Annotated in this window: 14 protein-coding genes; 5 read left to right on the top strand and 9 right to left on the bottom strand. The window is 49.6% G+C overall.

What is annotated here, in order from left to right; all coding sequences use genetic code 11:
- The first annotated feature begins 48 nt into the window (after positions 1-48).
- Complete coding sequence (locus LQ777_RS14770) at positions 49-1,242, top strand: thioredoxin family protein (protein ID WP_232558695.1); 1,194 nt, start codon at positions 49-51, stop codon at positions 1,240-1,242.
- Between the two features lie 79 nt (positions 1,243-1,321).
- Here LQ777_RS14770 and LQ777_RS14765 read toward each other — a convergent pair whose 3' ends face one another.
- The 4 genes from LQ777_RS14765 to ispG form a co-directional block, all read right to left on the bottom strand.
- A complete protein-coding gene (locus LQ777_RS14765) occupies positions 1,322-1,870 on the bottom strand; it encodes a tetratricopeptide repeat protein (protein WP_232558694.1) in 549 nt (182 codons plus the stop codon).
- 67 nt (positions 1,871-1,937) lie between these two features.
- The gene (locus LQ777_RS14760) at positions 1,938-2,288 is read right to left on the bottom strand and encodes an MmcQ/YjbR family DNA-binding protein (RefSeq protein WP_232558693.1); all 351 of its coding nucleotides are present in this window, start codon (positions 2,286-2,288) and stop codon (positions 1,938-1,940) included.
- Positions 2,285-2,473 carry a DUF6728 family protein gene (locus LQ777_RS14755; protein ID WP_232558692.1) on the bottom strand — a complete coding sequence of 63 codons (189 nt, stop codon included), beginning with the start codon at positions 2,471-2,473 and terminating at the stop codon, positions 2,285-2,287. The genes LQ777_RS14760 and LQ777_RS14755 overlap by 4 nt, the downstream gene beginning before the upstream one ends.
- A gap of 92 nt (positions 2,474-2,565) precedes the next feature.
- Entirely contained in the window at positions 2,566-4,593 is a 2,028-nt protein-coding gene (gene ispG / locus LQ777_RS14750; RefSeq protein WP_232558691.1) for a (E)-4-hydroxy-3-methylbut-2-enyl-diphosphate synthase, read from the bottom strand.
- A 297-nt stretch (positions 4,594-4,890) separates the two neighbouring features.
- Between ispG and LQ777_RS14745 the strand changes: the two genes are divergently transcribed.
- Positions 4,891-5,223 (top strand): hypothetical protein, encoded by a 333-nt coding sequence (locus LQ777_RS14745; protein WP_232558690.1) that lies wholly within the window; start codon positions 4,891-4,893, stop codon positions 5,221-5,223.
- A 94-nt stretch (positions 5,224-5,317) separates the two neighbouring features.
- Here the strand turns inward: LQ777_RS14745 and LQ777_RS14740 are convergent, their stop codons facing one another.
- Both LQ777_RS14740 and LQ777_RS14735 read right to left on the bottom strand, forming a co-directional pair.
- Positions 5,318-7,951, bottom strand: a complete 2,634-nt coding sequence (locus LQ777_RS14740) for a S8 family peptidase (protein ID WP_232558689.1) — start codon at positions 7,949-7,951, stop codon at positions 5,318-5,320.
- Between the two features lie 245 nt (positions 7,952-8,196).
- Positions 8,197-9,066: a lysophospholipid acyltransferase family protein gene (locus tag LQ777_RS14735; RefSeq protein WP_232558688.1), complete on the bottom strand. Its 870-nt coding sequence runs from the start codon at positions 9,064-9,066 to the stop codon at positions 8,197-8,199.
- Positions 9,067-9,199: 133 nt separating this feature from the next.
- On the opposite strand from LQ777_RS14735, the gene LQ777_RS14730 reads away from it, so the two are divergent.
- Complete coding sequence (locus tag LQ777_RS14730; protein WP_232558687.1) at positions 9,200-9,844, top strand: WbqC family protein; 645 nt, start codon at positions 9,200-9,202, stop codon at positions 9,842-9,844.
- 148 nt (positions 9,845-9,992) lie between these two features.
- Positions 9,993-12,524: an ATP-dependent Clp protease ATP-binding subunit gene (locus LQ777_RS14725; RefSeq protein WP_232558686.1), complete on the top strand. Its 2,532-nt coding sequence runs from the start codon at positions 9,993-9,995 to the stop codon at positions 12,522-12,524.
- A 136-nt stretch (positions 12,525-12,660) separates the two neighbouring features.
- On the opposite strand, the gene LQ777_RS14720 is transcribed toward LQ777_RS14725, so the two are convergent.
- The 3 genes from LQ777_RS14720 to LQ777_RS14710 form a co-directional block, all read right to left on the bottom strand.
- A complete protein-coding gene (locus tag LQ777_RS14720) occupies positions 12,661-12,945 on the bottom strand; it encodes a hypothetical protein (protein WP_232558685.1) in 285 nt (94 codons plus the stop codon).
- Between the two features lie 234 nt (positions 12,946-13,179).
- Complete coding sequence (locus LQ777_RS14715; RefSeq protein WP_232558684.1) at positions 13,180-14,934, bottom strand: GMC oxidoreductase; 1,755 nt, start codon at positions 14,932-14,934, stop codon at positions 13,180-13,182.
- A gap of 164 nt (positions 14,935-15,098) precedes the next feature.
- Complete coding sequence (locus LQ777_RS14710) at positions 15,099-15,851, bottom strand: phosphatidylinositol-specific phospholipase C/glycerophosphodiester phosphodiesterase family protein (RefSeq protein WP_232558683.1); 753 nt, start codon at positions 15,849-15,851, stop codon at positions 15,099-15,101.
- A 154-nt stretch (positions 15,852-16,005) separates the two neighbouring features.
- On the opposite strand from LQ777_RS14710, the gene fabG reads away from it, so the two are divergent.
- A complete protein-coding gene (gene fabG, locus LQ777_RS14705) occupies positions 16,006-16,752 on the top strand; it encodes a 3-oxoacyl-[acyl-carrier-protein] reductase (RefSeq protein WP_232558682.1) in 747 nt (248 codons plus the stop codon).
- Positions 16,753-16,758: the final 6 nt, after the last annotated feature.

Raw genomic sequence — 16,758 nt, 5'->3', positions numbered from 1 at the left:
AATTGGTCGTTAATTTGCTATAGCCTACCTGGCAATGATCATTAATGTATGAAAAAGATTCTTCTGCTACTCTTCGTCGCTCAGATTGCCCTTGCCCAAAATCAAAAGCAGGGAATTCAATTTAAGCAGACGCCGGTAGAAAAAGTATTTCAGGAAGCTCGCCGAGCGGGTAAACCGGTATTCGTCGAGATTTTTTCGCCTACCTGTCACGTTTGCCAAAGCTTCGTCCCTACATTGGCCGACGCCCGCGTGGGAAAGTATTACAACGACAAGTTTCTCAGCACGAAACTAGACATAGGCCAACCTTCGACACGAACATTCCTGGATAAGCACCATTTGTTCGTACCCTCGTTGCCTTTGTTTCTGTATTTCGATCCGCAACAGAATCTGGTTCATTTCGCAATGAGTAACAACTCGACGGATGAAGTGATTCGGCACGGCACTAACGCGTTGAGTCCATCGGGTCGTAGTCAAGCTATGAAGTCACGCTATCAGCAAGGCGAACGGGCTCCTAATTTCCTGATCGACTATGCGATGTATAGCCGCGTTACGAAAGATACAGTGGCAAATATCGCGGCCATGAATGAATACGCTCGTCAGCAGTCTCCCGCTACGTATGCCAACCAGACCAACTGGCTCGCGTTGCAGAAACTGGTTCTGGACTTCGAAAATCCTATGTTTCAGTACATGCTGGGCCATCTGGACACCTACCGGAAAGCGTACGGGGCCGAACCAACGCAGCAGGTAGCCGAAAACATTCTAATGTCGTCCTTATACAGCGGGCGGGGGGCTCAGTATCCAGTAGCCAAGATTCTGGAGGTACGTCAGGGTCTAACGAAGATCGGTATTGATCCGAGAGTGGCGGCTAACCGCACGTTACTGCCCGAAGTCAATGCGTATTTCCGCGCTCGGCAAACGGGCAAGGCTGTGGAGCGGATGGACAGCCAGGTCGCATCAAACCAACTATCAGCGCCTGAGTACATCTACATCTCCCGGCTTTTCAACCGGGCAAGTCCCGATGCTACGGATGCGCCAACGGTGGTGAAGTGGGTCAATAAGGGTCTTGCTGCGAAACCTGCTCCGAAAGAACAGGCTGATCTATATTTCGAATTAGCGGAAGCTTATCGACGCGGTGGTAAGAGTGCCGATGCGCAGAAAGCGGCTCAGAAATCGATGGAACTGGCGCAGGCAAGCCGACTGGACACCCGCCGGAACGTGGAGCAAATGGCTAAATTGAAATAGTCTCTGCATACTAAAAGAGGCTTGGTGGGATGTGATGTCAAAACCCGACATCACATCCCACCAAGCCTCTTTTAATCTATTAAACGCTTACCGGTTTGGTAAACGGCGGTTGAAGCAGCAGGTGAAATGAATTTTCGTCGCCCAGTGAAACGGCCCGGCGTAAATCACTTTCGGCCTGCGGCAGTTGCCGAACCTGAATTCGGGCCAGAGCGCGCCACCGGTAAGCGTCCGGTTGCTCGTCACGGAAGTGCCAGACCGCTTTATCAAACTCGCGGAAAGCGTCGTTGAACTGCTCGGTTTTGTAATAAGCAATGCCCCGGTCCAGATAGCAGTCAGCCAACGTATTGTCGCGGTTGATCGCCTGCGTAAGATCGTAGATAGCGGAGTAATAATTTTCCTGAACGAGCTGGCACTTTCCCCGATATGCGTAGGCAATGGCCGATTTCGGGTGCTGACGAACCGCTTCGTCGAAATAAGAATGAGCGCCGGTAATATTCCGATTACTGATCATGTCCATTCCTTTCCGAAATCGATTTCGATCTTTGTCGGCTGGTGTGTCGTGATCAACGAGGTAGTAGCGAATGGTTAAATACACTACAAACAGCAGACATATCAACGCAACTTCCATAACACAGGTCTGGTTTTCTAGCCTTGCGAAATTACAACTTTTAGCCCTGTCGGGGCAAGCCGATGGGTCAGTTTAATTGCTCCCGAATGGCTTTGGGTAAACTCTTGCGGACTAATTCGTAGGAATGATCAATCCACTCATGAACCATGCTGCTCCGGACGCTACCATCAATCAGGACGGTGTTCCAGTGCGTTTTGTTCATGTGATAGCCCGGCATAACCGCCGAGTATTCGTCCCGCAGTTGCACCGCCCGTTCAGGATCACACTTAAGGTTGACAGTGGTAGGGCGGCTTTCGATGTCGGCAAGCGCAAATATTTTACCGCCAACCTTAAATACCAGCGTCGTTTCGCCAAAGGGAAACGACTCGGTAACACCCGCTTTTGTCAGGCAGTAATCACGCAGGGTTTCGATGTTCATCGGACGCAGTGGCGAACGGTGTAAACAATAATGGCAAACAAGAACATGATAATAGAGACCCGGTTAATACCGTGCATCATGCGCAGGTTCACGTTTGTCGGATGGTTTGGGTCCGGCTTACGGAAAACGCGAAGAAAGTACGAAAAAACAGGACCAATTTTCAGGTAATCGAGAAAGCGATTCATAAAGAGTAATGGGCGGGTTGTAGTTGCTAGTGCTTATGACTTAAACATAGCCCGCCCTAGTTAACTAACAAAATTTATAGCGTGTTGAGTCACTACAAATCAACTTTTTCAGGCTCAATCCAACGATTATCTTCACGAATAAGGTCGATTAATTCGTCAACGGCCCGGTCGGCAGGAACTGACTTTTTAATGACCTGCTGTCCCCGGTAAAGCGCAATCTTATCGCGACCAATCCCCACATAACCATAATCGGCATCGGCCATTTCACCAGGACCATTTACGATACAGCCCATAATGCCAATCTTGACGCCTTTGAGATGGTCCGTGCGCTGACGGATGTGTGCCGTCGTTTCCTGCAAGTCAAACAGCGTTCGGCCACAGGAAGGGCACGAAATGTATTCCGTTTTGGTAATACGCGTCCGGGCAGCCTGCAAGATACCGAAGGCCAGATTGTTAAGCCGTTTTAGCTCGTCCGCTGAGGCTGAGTTCGGCGAAAGCATAACGCCATCACCCAGACCATCAATCAGCAATCCACCAACGTCGGTAGCGGCAAATAAGGGCACATCTTCTTCGGGTACTGCTGAATAGCTGCGTTGGATGACAACGGGTATCGTTATCGAATCGCTGGTCTGTTCTGGATTGATCAACTCGATGACCAACCGGCGTAATTCAGCCATCGCGTGGGCATTTTCCGTTGCGATCAGCAGAACCGCCGTCTTATCCAAACGGAGCGCTTTCAACAGCTCATGCGACAAATCAGCCAGTACTACCCGTATAATGTTCAATCGGTTATGAAGCTTAAGCGCGGTCGACTGAGCGGTTAGGTATTCCGCTGCGGTTAATAACGGGAAAGCGTTAACCTGATCTCCATTTGTTTGCCAGACCGCAAAGTCCTGAATCTCCTTCAAGCCGTTGGGCAACATGAACTGCGCCGGATGCGAACCGGTGTAAATGTAGTCGGCACCAAGGTCATTCATGCGCCATTTGTCGGGTACGGGTAGATAAAAATGACCGATTGGCTGTAGCGCGTCATGGTCCGTAACCCGAATCTGACTGTAATCGGCAATGACGCGTGGTACGTTCTGACCGCCAAAATTAGCTACCTCGTGCGTAGTCCGGCGGGTATATTGGAACGGATTGATAGGGTAGCTGGTAACGGTCGGGATCGGCGTCGTAGTAGCCGCCCGGTTGATGTAGCGATCAATCAGGGCCTGTGCAACGGGCGCTTCTCGCTCCGGCTCTTCGGTCAGCGATACGCGAACTGTGTCGCCAATACCATCTTCGAGGAGTGTGCCGATACCCAGTGCTGACTTGATGCGCCCATCTTCGGCTTCACCTGCTTCTGTGACGCCAAGGTGTAACGGATAAGGTTGTAAGCCTTCTTCGGCCAGTCGCTGCACCAGCAGGCGGTACGCTTGCACCATCACCTGCGGATTGCTCGACTTCATCGACAAAACGATGTTATAATACTTTTCGTCCTCGCAAATGCGCAGGAACTCCAGTGCCGATTCAACCATGCCCACGGGTGTATCGCCATAGCGGCTCAGAATCCGGTCGGACAAGGAGCCGTGGTTCGTGCCGATGCGCATCGCCGTACCGTACTCCTTACAAATGCGGACTAGCGGCAGAAATTTTTCCCGGATACGGCCCAGTTCAGCAGCATAGGCAGCATCGGTGTAATCGATAAACTCGAACCGCTTGCGGTCGGCGTAGTTGCCAGGGTTGATGCGAACTTTCTCAACGATGCGCGCTGCCAGTTCAGCCGCATTGGGTGTGAAGTGAATGTCGGCTACCAGAGGGGTTGTATAGCCACGCGCCCGTAATTCCTTCCGAATATTCTCTAGATTCTGCGCTTCTTTCACGCTGGGTGCCGTAATGCGGATATACTCACAACCGGCTTCGATCATGCGAATACTCTGCTCCACAGAGCCAAGCGTGTCCATCGTGTCAATGGTGGTCATGGACTGAACCCGAATCGGATAATCGGAGCCTAGCGGTACGTCGCCAATGGTGACCGTAATCGTTTTCCGGCGGTTGTATTGCGTCAGCGAAGGCGTATACAGTACTGGTGAGTCTGGCGTTGCCGCCGAAATAGAAGGAGTGAGCAGCGAATCAAGCATACAAATAGCGGCACAGCCGATTGACACAGATGGTTGTCGTAAACAAAGGTACGGAAAAAGGTCCTTCTTCGTTGTTATCTGTTTGTCCTGAAAACGTTGTGTTTCGCATAAATGTTCGCCTTTGAAATTTCATCTGTTGAGACTCTTTGCGCTGACTATGAGTTGGTTTAACACAACGTTAATAAACATTATAACCCGAAGCGAGTTGAATTAAGCTGATAAAGTTTAGCGGGCTTAGCTACATGGCTGAACCGTAAACTGAACGTACAACCTATCATGTACACAAAAAAATAGAACATGAAAACCAAGATAGTAAGTGTTATCGCGCTGGTTCTGATAGTAACTGTCGGAGCCTACGCCCAGGATAGTACAGCCGCGAGCACCAAAGAAATGCGTAAGCAGGAGCGGGCCGAACGGAAAGCTCGGGTGAAAGATGACGTGAAGACCGCAGGTCGTCGTGTTGGCGATGCGGCCACAGAAGTTGGTCAGGAAGTAAAGGAAAAAACGAAAGTAGCTGGTCAGGAAATCAGCGAAGAAACGAAAAAGGTAGGGGACAAACTCGACCAGAAAGAAAAAGAAATAAAAGCAAAGCGGGCTGCCAGACGGGCCGCTAAACGAGATACGCTCTAAGGGCCTTTATCCCTTGAGAAACGCAAATCCCGTCAGTGACCGATTGTTTCGGTCACTGACGGGATTTGCGTTTTTACTTGACGAATTGTTCGGCTTACTGTTTGATCAATTTAACGGATTTTTGTTCGGAAGCCGTGCCAACGTGCAAGAAAAGCAATCCTTTCCGACCATTCACTGGTAGGCTAAGCCGTTCAACGGATTTGGCCTGATCGATCGTCCGCTGCTGCAACACATTTCCTTGAACGTCGATCAAGTTGAGTTGTACGGATTGCCCCGAAACGCCTTTAATTTCGATGTCGGCGGTTTCGCCCACGGGGTTGCCTAATACGTCCACCTGTAAGCCAGAACCCATTTCGGCGGCCAGACGTGCGCCGGTTGATCCACAAGCGGCCAGCCAGTTATAGGTAAAGCTTGCTTCTGTGGCGGTTCCCGTTTGGGTTGCTTTGAGCGTAATTACTGGATTATCGGTATAGATCGTTAGCGTATACGGACCGGGGTTGGTTGTTGGTAGCAACTCATTGACCACAGAAAAGGACACAGGCTGACCACTTAGTCCCGCGTATTGGGGATTGAACGTTAACGTGCGCTGACTAGGGGTTACTGCTGTGCAGGTTACCGTCGTTACACCGATAATTGAAAAAGAACCCGATGGGATTGTGTTGGTTCCACAGGCGTCGAGCCAGTTGTAGGTAAAGCTTGCTTCACCGGAGGAGCCTGCCTGCGTTGCTTTGAGTGTAATTACCGGATTGTCGATGTATAGATTAAGCGTGTAAGGACCAGGATTTGTCGTAGGGCTCAACTCATTCGCTACGGAAAACAAAATGGGCTGACCGCTCAATCCTGCGTATTGGGGATTGAATGTCAACGTGCGCAGTCCCGCCGAAACCGTGGTGCAGGTCACTTTAGTTACACCAACGATAGCGAAATCCGATGACGTGGCACTAATGGCCTGAATCGCTTTGTCCGCCTGAATGAAGCCATAACCGGTTCCAAAGTCAAAACCCGAATCAAAGCCGGCTGTTACCGGATCGTCCATATCCAGTGCCGTTTGCTCCAGCGCTGAAAGAATCGAATTGGTGGACAGACTGTTGCCTCCTTTTTCTTTCATCAGAGCAGCTACTGCTGCGGCATGAGGGGCCGCGGCTGATGTGCCGAAAAAGTTTGGAAAGGAATCCGGGTCACTACCTGAGTCGGCATAAAAGAACGTGGTATTCGTACCATCGACAGACGTGATCTCGGGTTTCTGGCGCGTGACTGAGCTAATGCGCGTACCGTTGGTGTTGAAAAGAATGGGCGTTCCACCGGCGGACGAAAAGGGTTCGATGATAGCTGTTGTCAAAGCACCCTTGAATGCCGGCGTGTTATAGTAGGGAGCAGCACCTACGGCAATACAACGACTAGCGTTTGGGTGGCCAGCAATTGTCGAGCTTTTCGTGTCATGTTCAACAACAACATCATCACCAAAATTTATCCACTTAACCAGCGTTGGGTCTGGCCCCGAGTATTTAACAAGAGCGATTTCAATGGTAATCGCAGCGCTACCATTATTTTGTACACCGATGATTTCAACCGGGTCATTGCCTTCGTTGGCGTCAATTCCCGACAAGTTTGCCAGAAGGGCTCCGTTGTAATAAACCAGGACATCCATATCCGTTTTGGCACCTGCACCGCCACTAACGGAGAAGAATGGATCATCCCATTGAAAACTAAGGATGGCCGTGCCCCCTCTCCCTGGAATCGTGATACTTTGTTTGATGTCACCTCCGCCGAAATCGTGAGCCGTATACGTGTTTGAATCGTACTGAGGATCTTTGAAAGAAACAGGCTTGAACGAGTTCTGGTAGGAGAAACGACCGGAGTTGCCTGCCGACGAAAAATACGTTACTCCCTTGTTGTTAACAACATCATCAACGGCCTGGGCAACGACGCCGTCCTGAAAAAATGGTTCAGCAAAATACCCGACATCATCCGTAATAATTTTACAGCCAATGTTGGCCAGATTACGAATACCCTGCGCAAACTCAAGCTCTGTATTGTAGGCCGTATGGAAAGCAATGGGGGAGCCAGGGGCTATATCGTGAACCAATTCGGCCATGGCGCGCCCTTCGTCAGTTCCTTCACCTGTAGGGAGGTCCGAAAGCACTTCTACACCGGAAGGCAGATCGCCGGATGCTACACCAGCGGCTGCTCCACCCAGCGCATTGTACGAATCAGACAAGATTCCTACTTTGACCCCCGAGCCTGTTACACCATAAGCTGAGCGGGCAACATCCGCCCGTAGTGCTGCGTCGCCCTGTGAGGTAACCGATCCAACCCGATTTTTAGGTTTATAAGAAGGACGGGCAAATTTTAGCGATGGTATTTTCTTTAGCTCCGTAAGCTTGTCGATCGGCAAATAGCCCGATACTTTTTGCTTGTATGCCAATCCTCGCTGAAGCCCCAGGGCTTGCAACGCTTGTAATAAAGCTTCCCCTTCCTGTTCGGAGTTGGCTGTCGCGTCAATAGCGATCGTGTTGCCAGCTGTTTTGAATAAATTGGGGCGTTGCAACCCATCAATGGGTGCCTGATTTGGATTGCCGTTGTTGCTGATAATGGTATACAAATCAGGCGACACTTTGGCATCCTTAGCTACTTGCTTAGGATTTTGCGCTTGGCTCAGCGACGATAAGCATAGCATGGTGAGCGCAGAGGTAACAACCCATCTGCCCGTTCGTAAAAATAATTTCATAGGAAAGTTGAGATATTATAAAAGAAATTATAAACTACTTGGATAAAGATGGAGTAAAAAAAATGGTTATTACCTAATCGATAGAATTATTTATTGATTTAGTGAGGGAGCGTGTCGGTTTCGGTTTAAATAGCCTGTCGACTCGTAAAAAGAGCGTCCAGATGAAAGGTAAAAGCGTTGATACCACACCTTAACCTTAGAGGTTGCCTGTCGAATGTGAGGTAGGCATTGCCTCTCAAAAGCTACTAGATCTTCGCGCCGACTTTCGCGTATTTACCCCGCCAGTGTTTCCACCGCTTGTGTGACCAGAGCCAGTCGGAGGGGTATTTTCGAATGGTCTCTTCCAGCAAATCGCGGTATTTCTCCAGGATAGCCCCCGAGGGCAAGGCATCGTAGGGGGGCTGGCCGATGTTGGTAAACGTCACTTCATAATAGCCACGCCGAACCCGGCGGAGCTCCGTATAAAAAACGGGTAGATTTCGGCTACGGGCCAGTCGTTCGGTACCCGGATAGAAAGGCGTGTCGCGGTGGAGAAAATCGATCCAGTGCGCGTATTCAGGAATATCCGGCACTTGATCGGCGACCAGAGCGACAATACGCGGAACGTCCTTTTGGGCTACCATCCGGCGGGGAAGGGTATTCATTGGTACCGGAACAGCGCCAAAACTAGCGCGTATCGACCGCATCAAGTTCTCAAAGAAAGGATTATTCAGCGTTTTGTAGACACTGTCGGTTGGCATGCCCTGCAAGACGGAAGCGGATGGAATCCATTCCCAATTGCTGGTGTGCGAAGCCATGCCAATTACTGCCTGACCTGCACTCAACTGGTCTTTGACCAGCTCTGCATTTGAGAAATGGACCCGTCGTCTCAGTTCATCGGCGGAGAGCGCGGGCATCTTGATCGTTTCAACGATCAAGTCAGTTAAGTTGCGGTAAAATCCTTTGGCAATTGACTGTATTTCAGCGGCTGATTTTTCTGGAAACGACAAACGAAGGTTTTCCAGTACCACATCACGCCGGTAGCGAACTACGTAAAGCAATAGAAAGTACAAGAAGTCAGATAAGCCATAGAGGACCCTGAGCGGTAGTCTGGACAGCAAACGGAAAAAGATCATTCAGTAATCGACGGAATATTCAGCTACAAAATTGTGGTTTTGTGCCAGGGATACCCAATAAATTAAAAATTTATAAAATCAGTTGGTGGTATTGATTTTTTACCTTACTTGTGAACAGATACGTTTGTAGTTATTGGAAAAGTACCAACCGCAGCCTGATCATACCGAGTTACTCGTTGAATTACATTATTTGCCTTGTTTAGATTATGTCTCAGGGTTATTGCAGTTTCGGCGAGTGCGGGTTGAGGCTCATGAGCATTACCAGAAGCAAAGTTACAGAAATCGTTGCTACGTTCTGACGGCAAATAAAGTAGACACCCTGACGGTGCCGGTGCAGCAAGGAACGCACCACAATCCAGTTCGGGACCTTCGGATCGATACGAGTCAGCCCTGGCAAATGCACCACTGGCGATGCCTGAAATCGGCTTACGGAAAAGCACCTTTTTTTGACTACTACGCGCCGGAGTTTGAACCAGTGTACCAAAAAAACTGGGCATTCCTGTTTGATTTGAATTATGAACTGCTGACAATTTGTCTGAAATTAGTAAGGCAACGTGTCGACCTAAACCTGACAGATTGCTATGAGAAAGTACCGGAAGTCGGCCTATTTGACGCTCGCTCATTAATAAATCCGAGAAACAGGCCTGAATCGTATGTATTCTACAAGCCGAAGCCGTACGCACAAAACTTTGGCTTTGATTTTGTACCCAACCTTAGCATAATAGACCTATTATTTTGCCAGGGACCGCTGGCGACGGAGTTTTTAAGTTTGAAATGATTTATCGATTTCAGGTGTTATATACATAGCAGTTATCCTGAAAACGTACTCACCGATAATTGCAAAACTGGCTCGCTGGCAGAAGTGAACAAATCCTTAAATCTCTTCGTTAAGCCAGTATACGCTTACCCAAGGAGACCCCAAGCGAATGGAAGCAAAATTCTCAAACCGCGTCAAGGAAGTTATCACGCTAAGTCGGGAGGAAGCCTTGCGCTTAGGCCACGACTACATCGGCACCGAACATCTGCTGTTAGGCATGATTCGTGAGGGCGAGGGTGTGGCCGTCGGGCTACTGAAAAAACTCGGTATCTCGCTCGACGAACTCCGGGTCACTATTGAACAGGCGACGAAAGGAACGGCTACGAACAATGTGAAAAACCTGGCGAATATTCCACTGACCCGTCAGTCGGAAAAAACGCTGAAAATCACGTACCTGGAAGCTAAGATTTTCAAAAGCCCGCTCATTGGAACGGAGCATTTGTTACTATCGATTCTGCGCGATGAAGACAATGTCGCCACGCAGATTCTGAATAAGTTCAACGTTAACTACGAAGTCATTAAAGAAATGCTCGAATATCAGTCTTCGGGAAGCCGTCCAGTGATGGGCCCCGAAACCGACGATGACGACAATGACCGGGGCATGTTCGGTGGTGGCGGTAGTTCCAGTTCGGGCAAAGATCCGAAGGGTTCTGAGAAGTCGAGAACACCTGTTCTTGATAACTTTGGCCGTGACCTGACCAAACTTGCTGAAGTCGGTAAACTTGATCCGATTGTTGGTCGTGAAAAAGAAATTGAGCGTGTGGCCCAAATCCTGAGCCGCCGGAAGAAAAATAACCCGATCCTGATTGGTGAGCCGGGCGTCGGTAAGACGGCCATCGCCGAAGGACTTGCTCTGCGCATTGTGCAGAAAAAAGTATCGCGGGTACTGTTCGGCAAACGCGTCGTAACGCTCGATCTGGCATCGCTCGTTGCTGGCACGAAATACCGTGGTCAGTTCGAAGAGCGGATGAAAGCCGTCATGAACGAGCTGGAGAAGTCGCCGGAAGTAATCCTGTTCATCGATGAGTTGCATACCATCGTAGGAGCTGGTGGTGCGTCGGGTTCACTCGATGCCTCGAACATGTTCAAACCAGCACTAGCGCGCGGTGACATTCAATGTATTGGTGCTACCACGCTTGACGAGTATCGTCAGTACATCGAGAAAGATGGTGCGTTAGCCCGTCGTTTCCAGATGGTCATGGTCGATGCTACGTCAATCGAAGAAACCATTGAAATCCTGAATAACATCAAGGATAAATACGAAGATCACCACCACGTTAACTACACACCCGAAGCGATTGAGGCTGCTGTGAAGTTATCGGAGCGGTATATCTCGGACCGGTTCCTACCCGACAAAGCCATTGACGTGCTGGATGAAGTCGGTGCTCGCGTACACATCTCAAACATCACGGTTCCCGAAGATATTTTAAAGCTCGAAGAGCAGATTGAGAATATTAAGAAGGAGAAAAACCAGGTTGTTAAGAGCCAGAAATACGAAGAGGCTGCTCAGCTTCGCGATAAAGAAAAACGCCTGATCGATCAACTCGACCGTGCCAAGCAGGCATGGGAGGAAGATACTAAGAAACGTCGCTACACGGTAAACGAGGAAAGCGTTGCCGAAGTCGTTGCGATGATGACGGGTATCCCAGTCACGAGCGTATCGAATGATGAAGGCAAGAAACTCGTCAACATGGGCGAGGAGCTGAAAGGTCGGGTTATTGGACAAAACGCTGCTATCGAGAAACTGGTGAAAGCCATTCAGCGGACGCGCGTTGGTCTGAAAGATCCAAAGAAACCAATCGGTTCGTTTATCTTCCTTGGCCCAACGGGTGTTGGTAAGACAGAGCTTGCGAAAGTACTGGCTACCTATCTCTTCGACAAAGACGATGCGCTGGTTCGGATCGATATGTCGGAGTACATGGAGAAATTCAGCGTCAGCCGACTGGTTGGAGCTCCTCCGGGCTACGTGGGTTACGAAGAAGGTGGTCAGTTGACCGAAAAGATTCGTCGGAAACCATACAGCGTTGTATTGTTGGATGAGATCGAAAAAGCGCACCCAGATGTGTTCAACATTCTGCTGCAAGTGCTTGATGATGGTATCCTGACAGACGGTCTGGGCCGCCGGGTTGATTTCCGGAACACGATCATCATCATGACGTCGAATATCGGGGTTCGTGATCTAAAAGATTTTGGAGCCGGTATTGGTTTCGCGACACGCAAGTCTGCCGAAACGCAAGACGAGCTGATGAAGAACACGATCCAGAGCGCGCTGCGCAAAGCGTTCTCACCGGAGTTCTTAAACCGTCTTGACGATGTGATTGTGTTTAACTCACTGCAACGTGAAGACATTCACCGCATCATCGATCTTATGCTGGGTAAACTCCTGGGACGCGTAACCAACCTTGGCTACACTGTCCAGCTGACCGAGAAAGCGAAAGATTTCTTATCAGAAAAAGGATATGACCCACAATACGGTGCTCGTCCGCTAAGCCGTGCGATTCAACGTTACCTTGAAGATCCCGTTGCAGAAGAAATTCTGAAAGGCGAATTGAAAGAAGGTGATGTAATCATGGCTGATTATCCCGGCGAAGGTGAAGTACTTACCATCACGGTTAAGAAGCCGGAAGCAGTGGTTGAATAAGAACACCACATAGTTTTACAAAGAAGGCCGAGCGGAAACGTTCGGCCTTCTTTGTTTTAAGCTTATCAGGACTGACACCTTTACCGGGTGAGCGACTGGTGACATAAGGTCCGCTGCTTTTGCCTTGCTTACCGTTTCAGTGACCACCAAATGGAGTTTCAAACACGCCTACCGCAAGCTCAATCCAGATAAGGAAGAGTGCTGCCAAAAGAGCTATACAGCCAGCAATCCGGTATTCGCTTTTGCTAACCTTTCTCATAACAAGCTCGCATAGAAGACCGGTGCCCGACAGCAGGACAGCCGCGATGACAAAATCGAACAGAGTCCAGTTCACTTCGTCCGTGAACTGCATCGCAACAAAGGGTATAAGCAACAAGAATGCTACTGCGAGCAAGATGATAATAAGCCGTTTGTTCTGCATGGTCGTAAAAGTGCTTGTTTGTAATAGTGTATAGAAATGTCTATTGAAAGTACTTTGTGTTACAAAGTAAGTAAAATCTGTTAGAAATAACCAAATAAATTTTTCAATAAATAGCGCTGACTCTGAGAGTTATGGTCTATATAAACGCAATACGCATCAAATAGGAAGAGAGCGCCGAAAATTATGGTTCTATTTCCAAAATCCCATCGCTCTCTTCCTATTGGTCAGACTTCACTAGATATTTCGCTTTTTCACCTGATCGATTAGATACTCCGACGTGCGCATAGCACTGGCGAGAATAGTCCAGGTAACATTCTTGTCCCCTTGCGAGACAAAGGGAGCGGCATCGACAACAAATAGATTTTTTACGTCATGTGCCTGTTGATATCCATTCAGCGCTGACTTTTGTGGATCGCTCCCCATCCGTACGGTACCCACTTCATGGATGATGCGACCAGGAGCAGCCAGTCCGTACCCGTGTGCCGTATCAGGGCCAGGCTTTGGACCTAGCGCAATGCCCCCCATTGCATGAATAATTTCTTCGAATGTATCCTGCATGTGCTTGGCCTGCTTAACTTCGTAATCAGACCATTTGTAATGGAAGCGTAGGGCAGGAATACCGTATTTATCCACTTTGTCAGGATCGATCTCGCAGTAGTTACTTTCGAGCGGGACGGGCTCACCGCGGCCGGACATACCGATATAAGCTCCGTAGAATCGGCGGTAATCGTCCTTTAGCCCTTTGCCATAACCGCCCCCTGGCTTTTGTTTACCATCGCGACCGGGAATCATACCGTTGAGCGCTTCGATACCGCCACCGAAACCGTAACCCGGCATACCCATTCCGCCCCCGTATTCGATGTGATAGCCACGCGGGAAATCCAGTTTCTTGTTGTCGAGCCACCAGGGCGTAAAGACGTGCATACCGCCCACGCCATCTTCATTGTAGCGTTTGCGATCCATCAAGGCCGGGATAAAGCCGGAGCGGCTGGCCCCTGTCGAATCGTTCAGGTATTTGCCCACGACGCCACTGCTGTTGGCCAACCCATTCGGAAAGCGAGCGGATTTCGAATTCAACAGAATCCGCGCTGATTCGCAGGTACTAGCCCCAAGCATAACCGCTTTGGCCCGAACGGTTATTTCCTGCAACGTGCGGGTATCTACGTAGCTTACACCCGTAGCGAGTCCTGTGGCTGGATCGGTGAGCACTTCACGCGCCATGGCTCCATTGATCAGCGTTACATTTCCGGTCTTGACGGCTGGTATGCAAAGTACGGATGATGCCGAAAAATCGGCGTAAGCCTGACAGCCGCGATTACACTGATGACAGTAAAAGCACTGACCGCGCTCATTGTTAATGGGTTTTGTCAAAATGCTTAGCCGCGACGGAATAACCGGAATCCCAATGCTCTGTGCTCCTTTCCGAACCATCAACTCGTGCAAACGTGGCTTGGGGGGAGGTAAAAAGATTCCGTCCGGTTCATTCGGTAAGTTCTCGATTGAGCCAAAGAGGCCAATCAATCGGTCCACGCGGTCGTAGAAAGGCTTGAGGTCTTCGTAGCGGATAGGCCAGTCATCGCCAACGCCCGTTAACGAGCGACGCCGAAAATCGTCTGGGCCGAAGCGCATAGATATTCGTCCCCAGTGGTTGGTGCGTCCGCCCAGCATTCGGGAGCGAAACCAATGAAATTCCGTGCCTGATTTTGCGGAGTAAGGTTCGCCGTCAATGGCCCAGCCACCCCAGGCCGCATCGAAATCACCGCCGGAGCGAGCCGCCGTACTGGCCCCGCGCCGGGGCGATTCCCAGGGCCATTTCAATTGCGTAATGTACTTGGGGTCGGCGGGGTCGTAGTAACCACCCGCTTCCAGCAACACGACTTTAGCCCCGGCTTTGGCTAACATATAAGCGGCCATACCGCCCCCGGCACCCGAACCGACAATGACTACATCGTAAGTGAGCGGAGCCTTCTTAAGTTGTGGAATTTCCATTGAGAAAGAAAAAGGTTAAGGAAAGACAACGAACGTTGATACCTCTATAAGACAGAGTGGTAGTATGTTTACTGCTTGACAGCTAGGCACGTAAAAAGAAAAGCCCGACGAAAACGCCGGGCTTTTGTGTCGTGTTATGGATGAAAAATAAAGTCGTAATGTGCTCAGTGGAATTCCTTCACCGCTTCGCCTACTTTGTCCGTACTGATCACGTCAACGCCGAGCTTCTTTAGTTTCTTCCAAGCATCGGGCGTGTCGGGCGCTCCCCAGAAACGTATTGGTTTATTGTCGTTGTGGGCTCGCTTGATGATGCGCTTAAGTTTCTCGCGATCAACATCAGGAATGTCGCCGATACCATTCCAGCGGGAATACGACTGAAAATTGTCGCTAATCATCGCCACACGCTGCAACGTTTCCTGATCATATACTTCACTAGGCCGGCCATCGAACTGAATCAGGAAAGGATAATCGAGGTAGGTGTCGATTCTTGGGCGGTTACCACTGACGATAACCTGTATAGCCTTGCTGTTTGCCGTTCGGTTAAAATAAGACAGGTTTTCCTGCAAAAGCTCGATTAGTTTGGGCAATACAACAGCAGGATCGTCCTTCACGTCGATCATCAGGCCAAAGGTATAATCCCGGTCGGGGCTTACTTTATCGCCGTACTGCGTGAACAGTTTGGCGATGGGCTTTATATACAGGGAATCCAGCGTAGGAGCGATAGTTGTAGGCTGGTCGTGGACGACAACCAATTTGCCATTCTGTACCCAAACGTCGGCTTCGATAAAGTCAGCGCGTTGCTCGTAGGCTGTCGCGAAAGGTACCGGCTGAACATAGTCGTTATGAGCGAAAATTTTTTGAGCCTTGGCCGTAGATACAAATACGAGTAAAGGAAGTAGCAGGGCACGGAAATACATAAGCAGTGGGTTATTTATGACAAAGTAACATAGCTTATTTACTAAACCAAAACCGTCTGTCAACCTTGCCGTTTCCGCTCAAACTGCTATTTTTGGCTCTTCGTGTTTTTTACTAATAGTCCGTACGCGTTACGTTCGGATTTTTGACTAACCAATGGATTTACTGAAAGGAAAAGTTGCGCTAATTACCGGTGCGTCTCGTGGAATCGGGCGGGCGATGGCGGTTAAATTCGCTCAAGAGGGGGCCACCGTAGCGTTTACGTATTTGTCGAGTGTTGAAAAAGGACAAGCGCTGGAAGAAGAACTCCGGGCGTTCGGGGGCGACGTAAAAGGGTATCGCTCCGATGCGTCGGACCACAAAGCTGCCGAAGAACTAATCAGCCAGGTGGTAGCGGATTTTGGCAAGATTGATGTACTCATCAACAATGCGGGTATCACCAAAGACGGATTGCTGATGCGCATGTCGGAAGAACAATGGGACAGCGTTATCAACGTTAATTTAAAGTCTGTCTTTAATTTAACCAAAGCGGCCATTAAACCAATGATGAAGGCTAAGTCAGGGTCGATCATTAACCTGACATCCGTGGTTGGTATTCGGGGTAATGCTGGACAGGCCAACTATGCCGCGTCAAAAGCGGGTATTATCGGTTTTACTAAATCGGTCGCGCTTGAATTGGGGTCACGGAATATCCGGTCCAATGCCATCGCACCGGGCTTTATCGAAACCGAAATGACCGGCGAAATCAATGAAAAGGCGCTGGAAGAATGGAAGCAGCAGATTCCGATGAAGCGTGGGGGGCAACCCGACGAAGTCGCCGACTGCGCTGTTTTTCTGGCCTCCGACCTATCCCGCTACATCACCGGCCAGGTGCTGCAAGTGGATGGGGGAATGCTTACTTAAAAAGTT

This window comes from Spirosoma oryzicola, from assembly GCF_021233055.1.
GTDB classification, from domain to species: Bacteria; Bacteroidota; Bacteroidia; order Cytophagales; family Spirosomataceae; genus Spirosoma; species Spirosoma oryzicola.
Note: the sequence above shows the minus strand (reverse complement) of the source record. Positions and strands in the feature narration are given on the sequence as shown.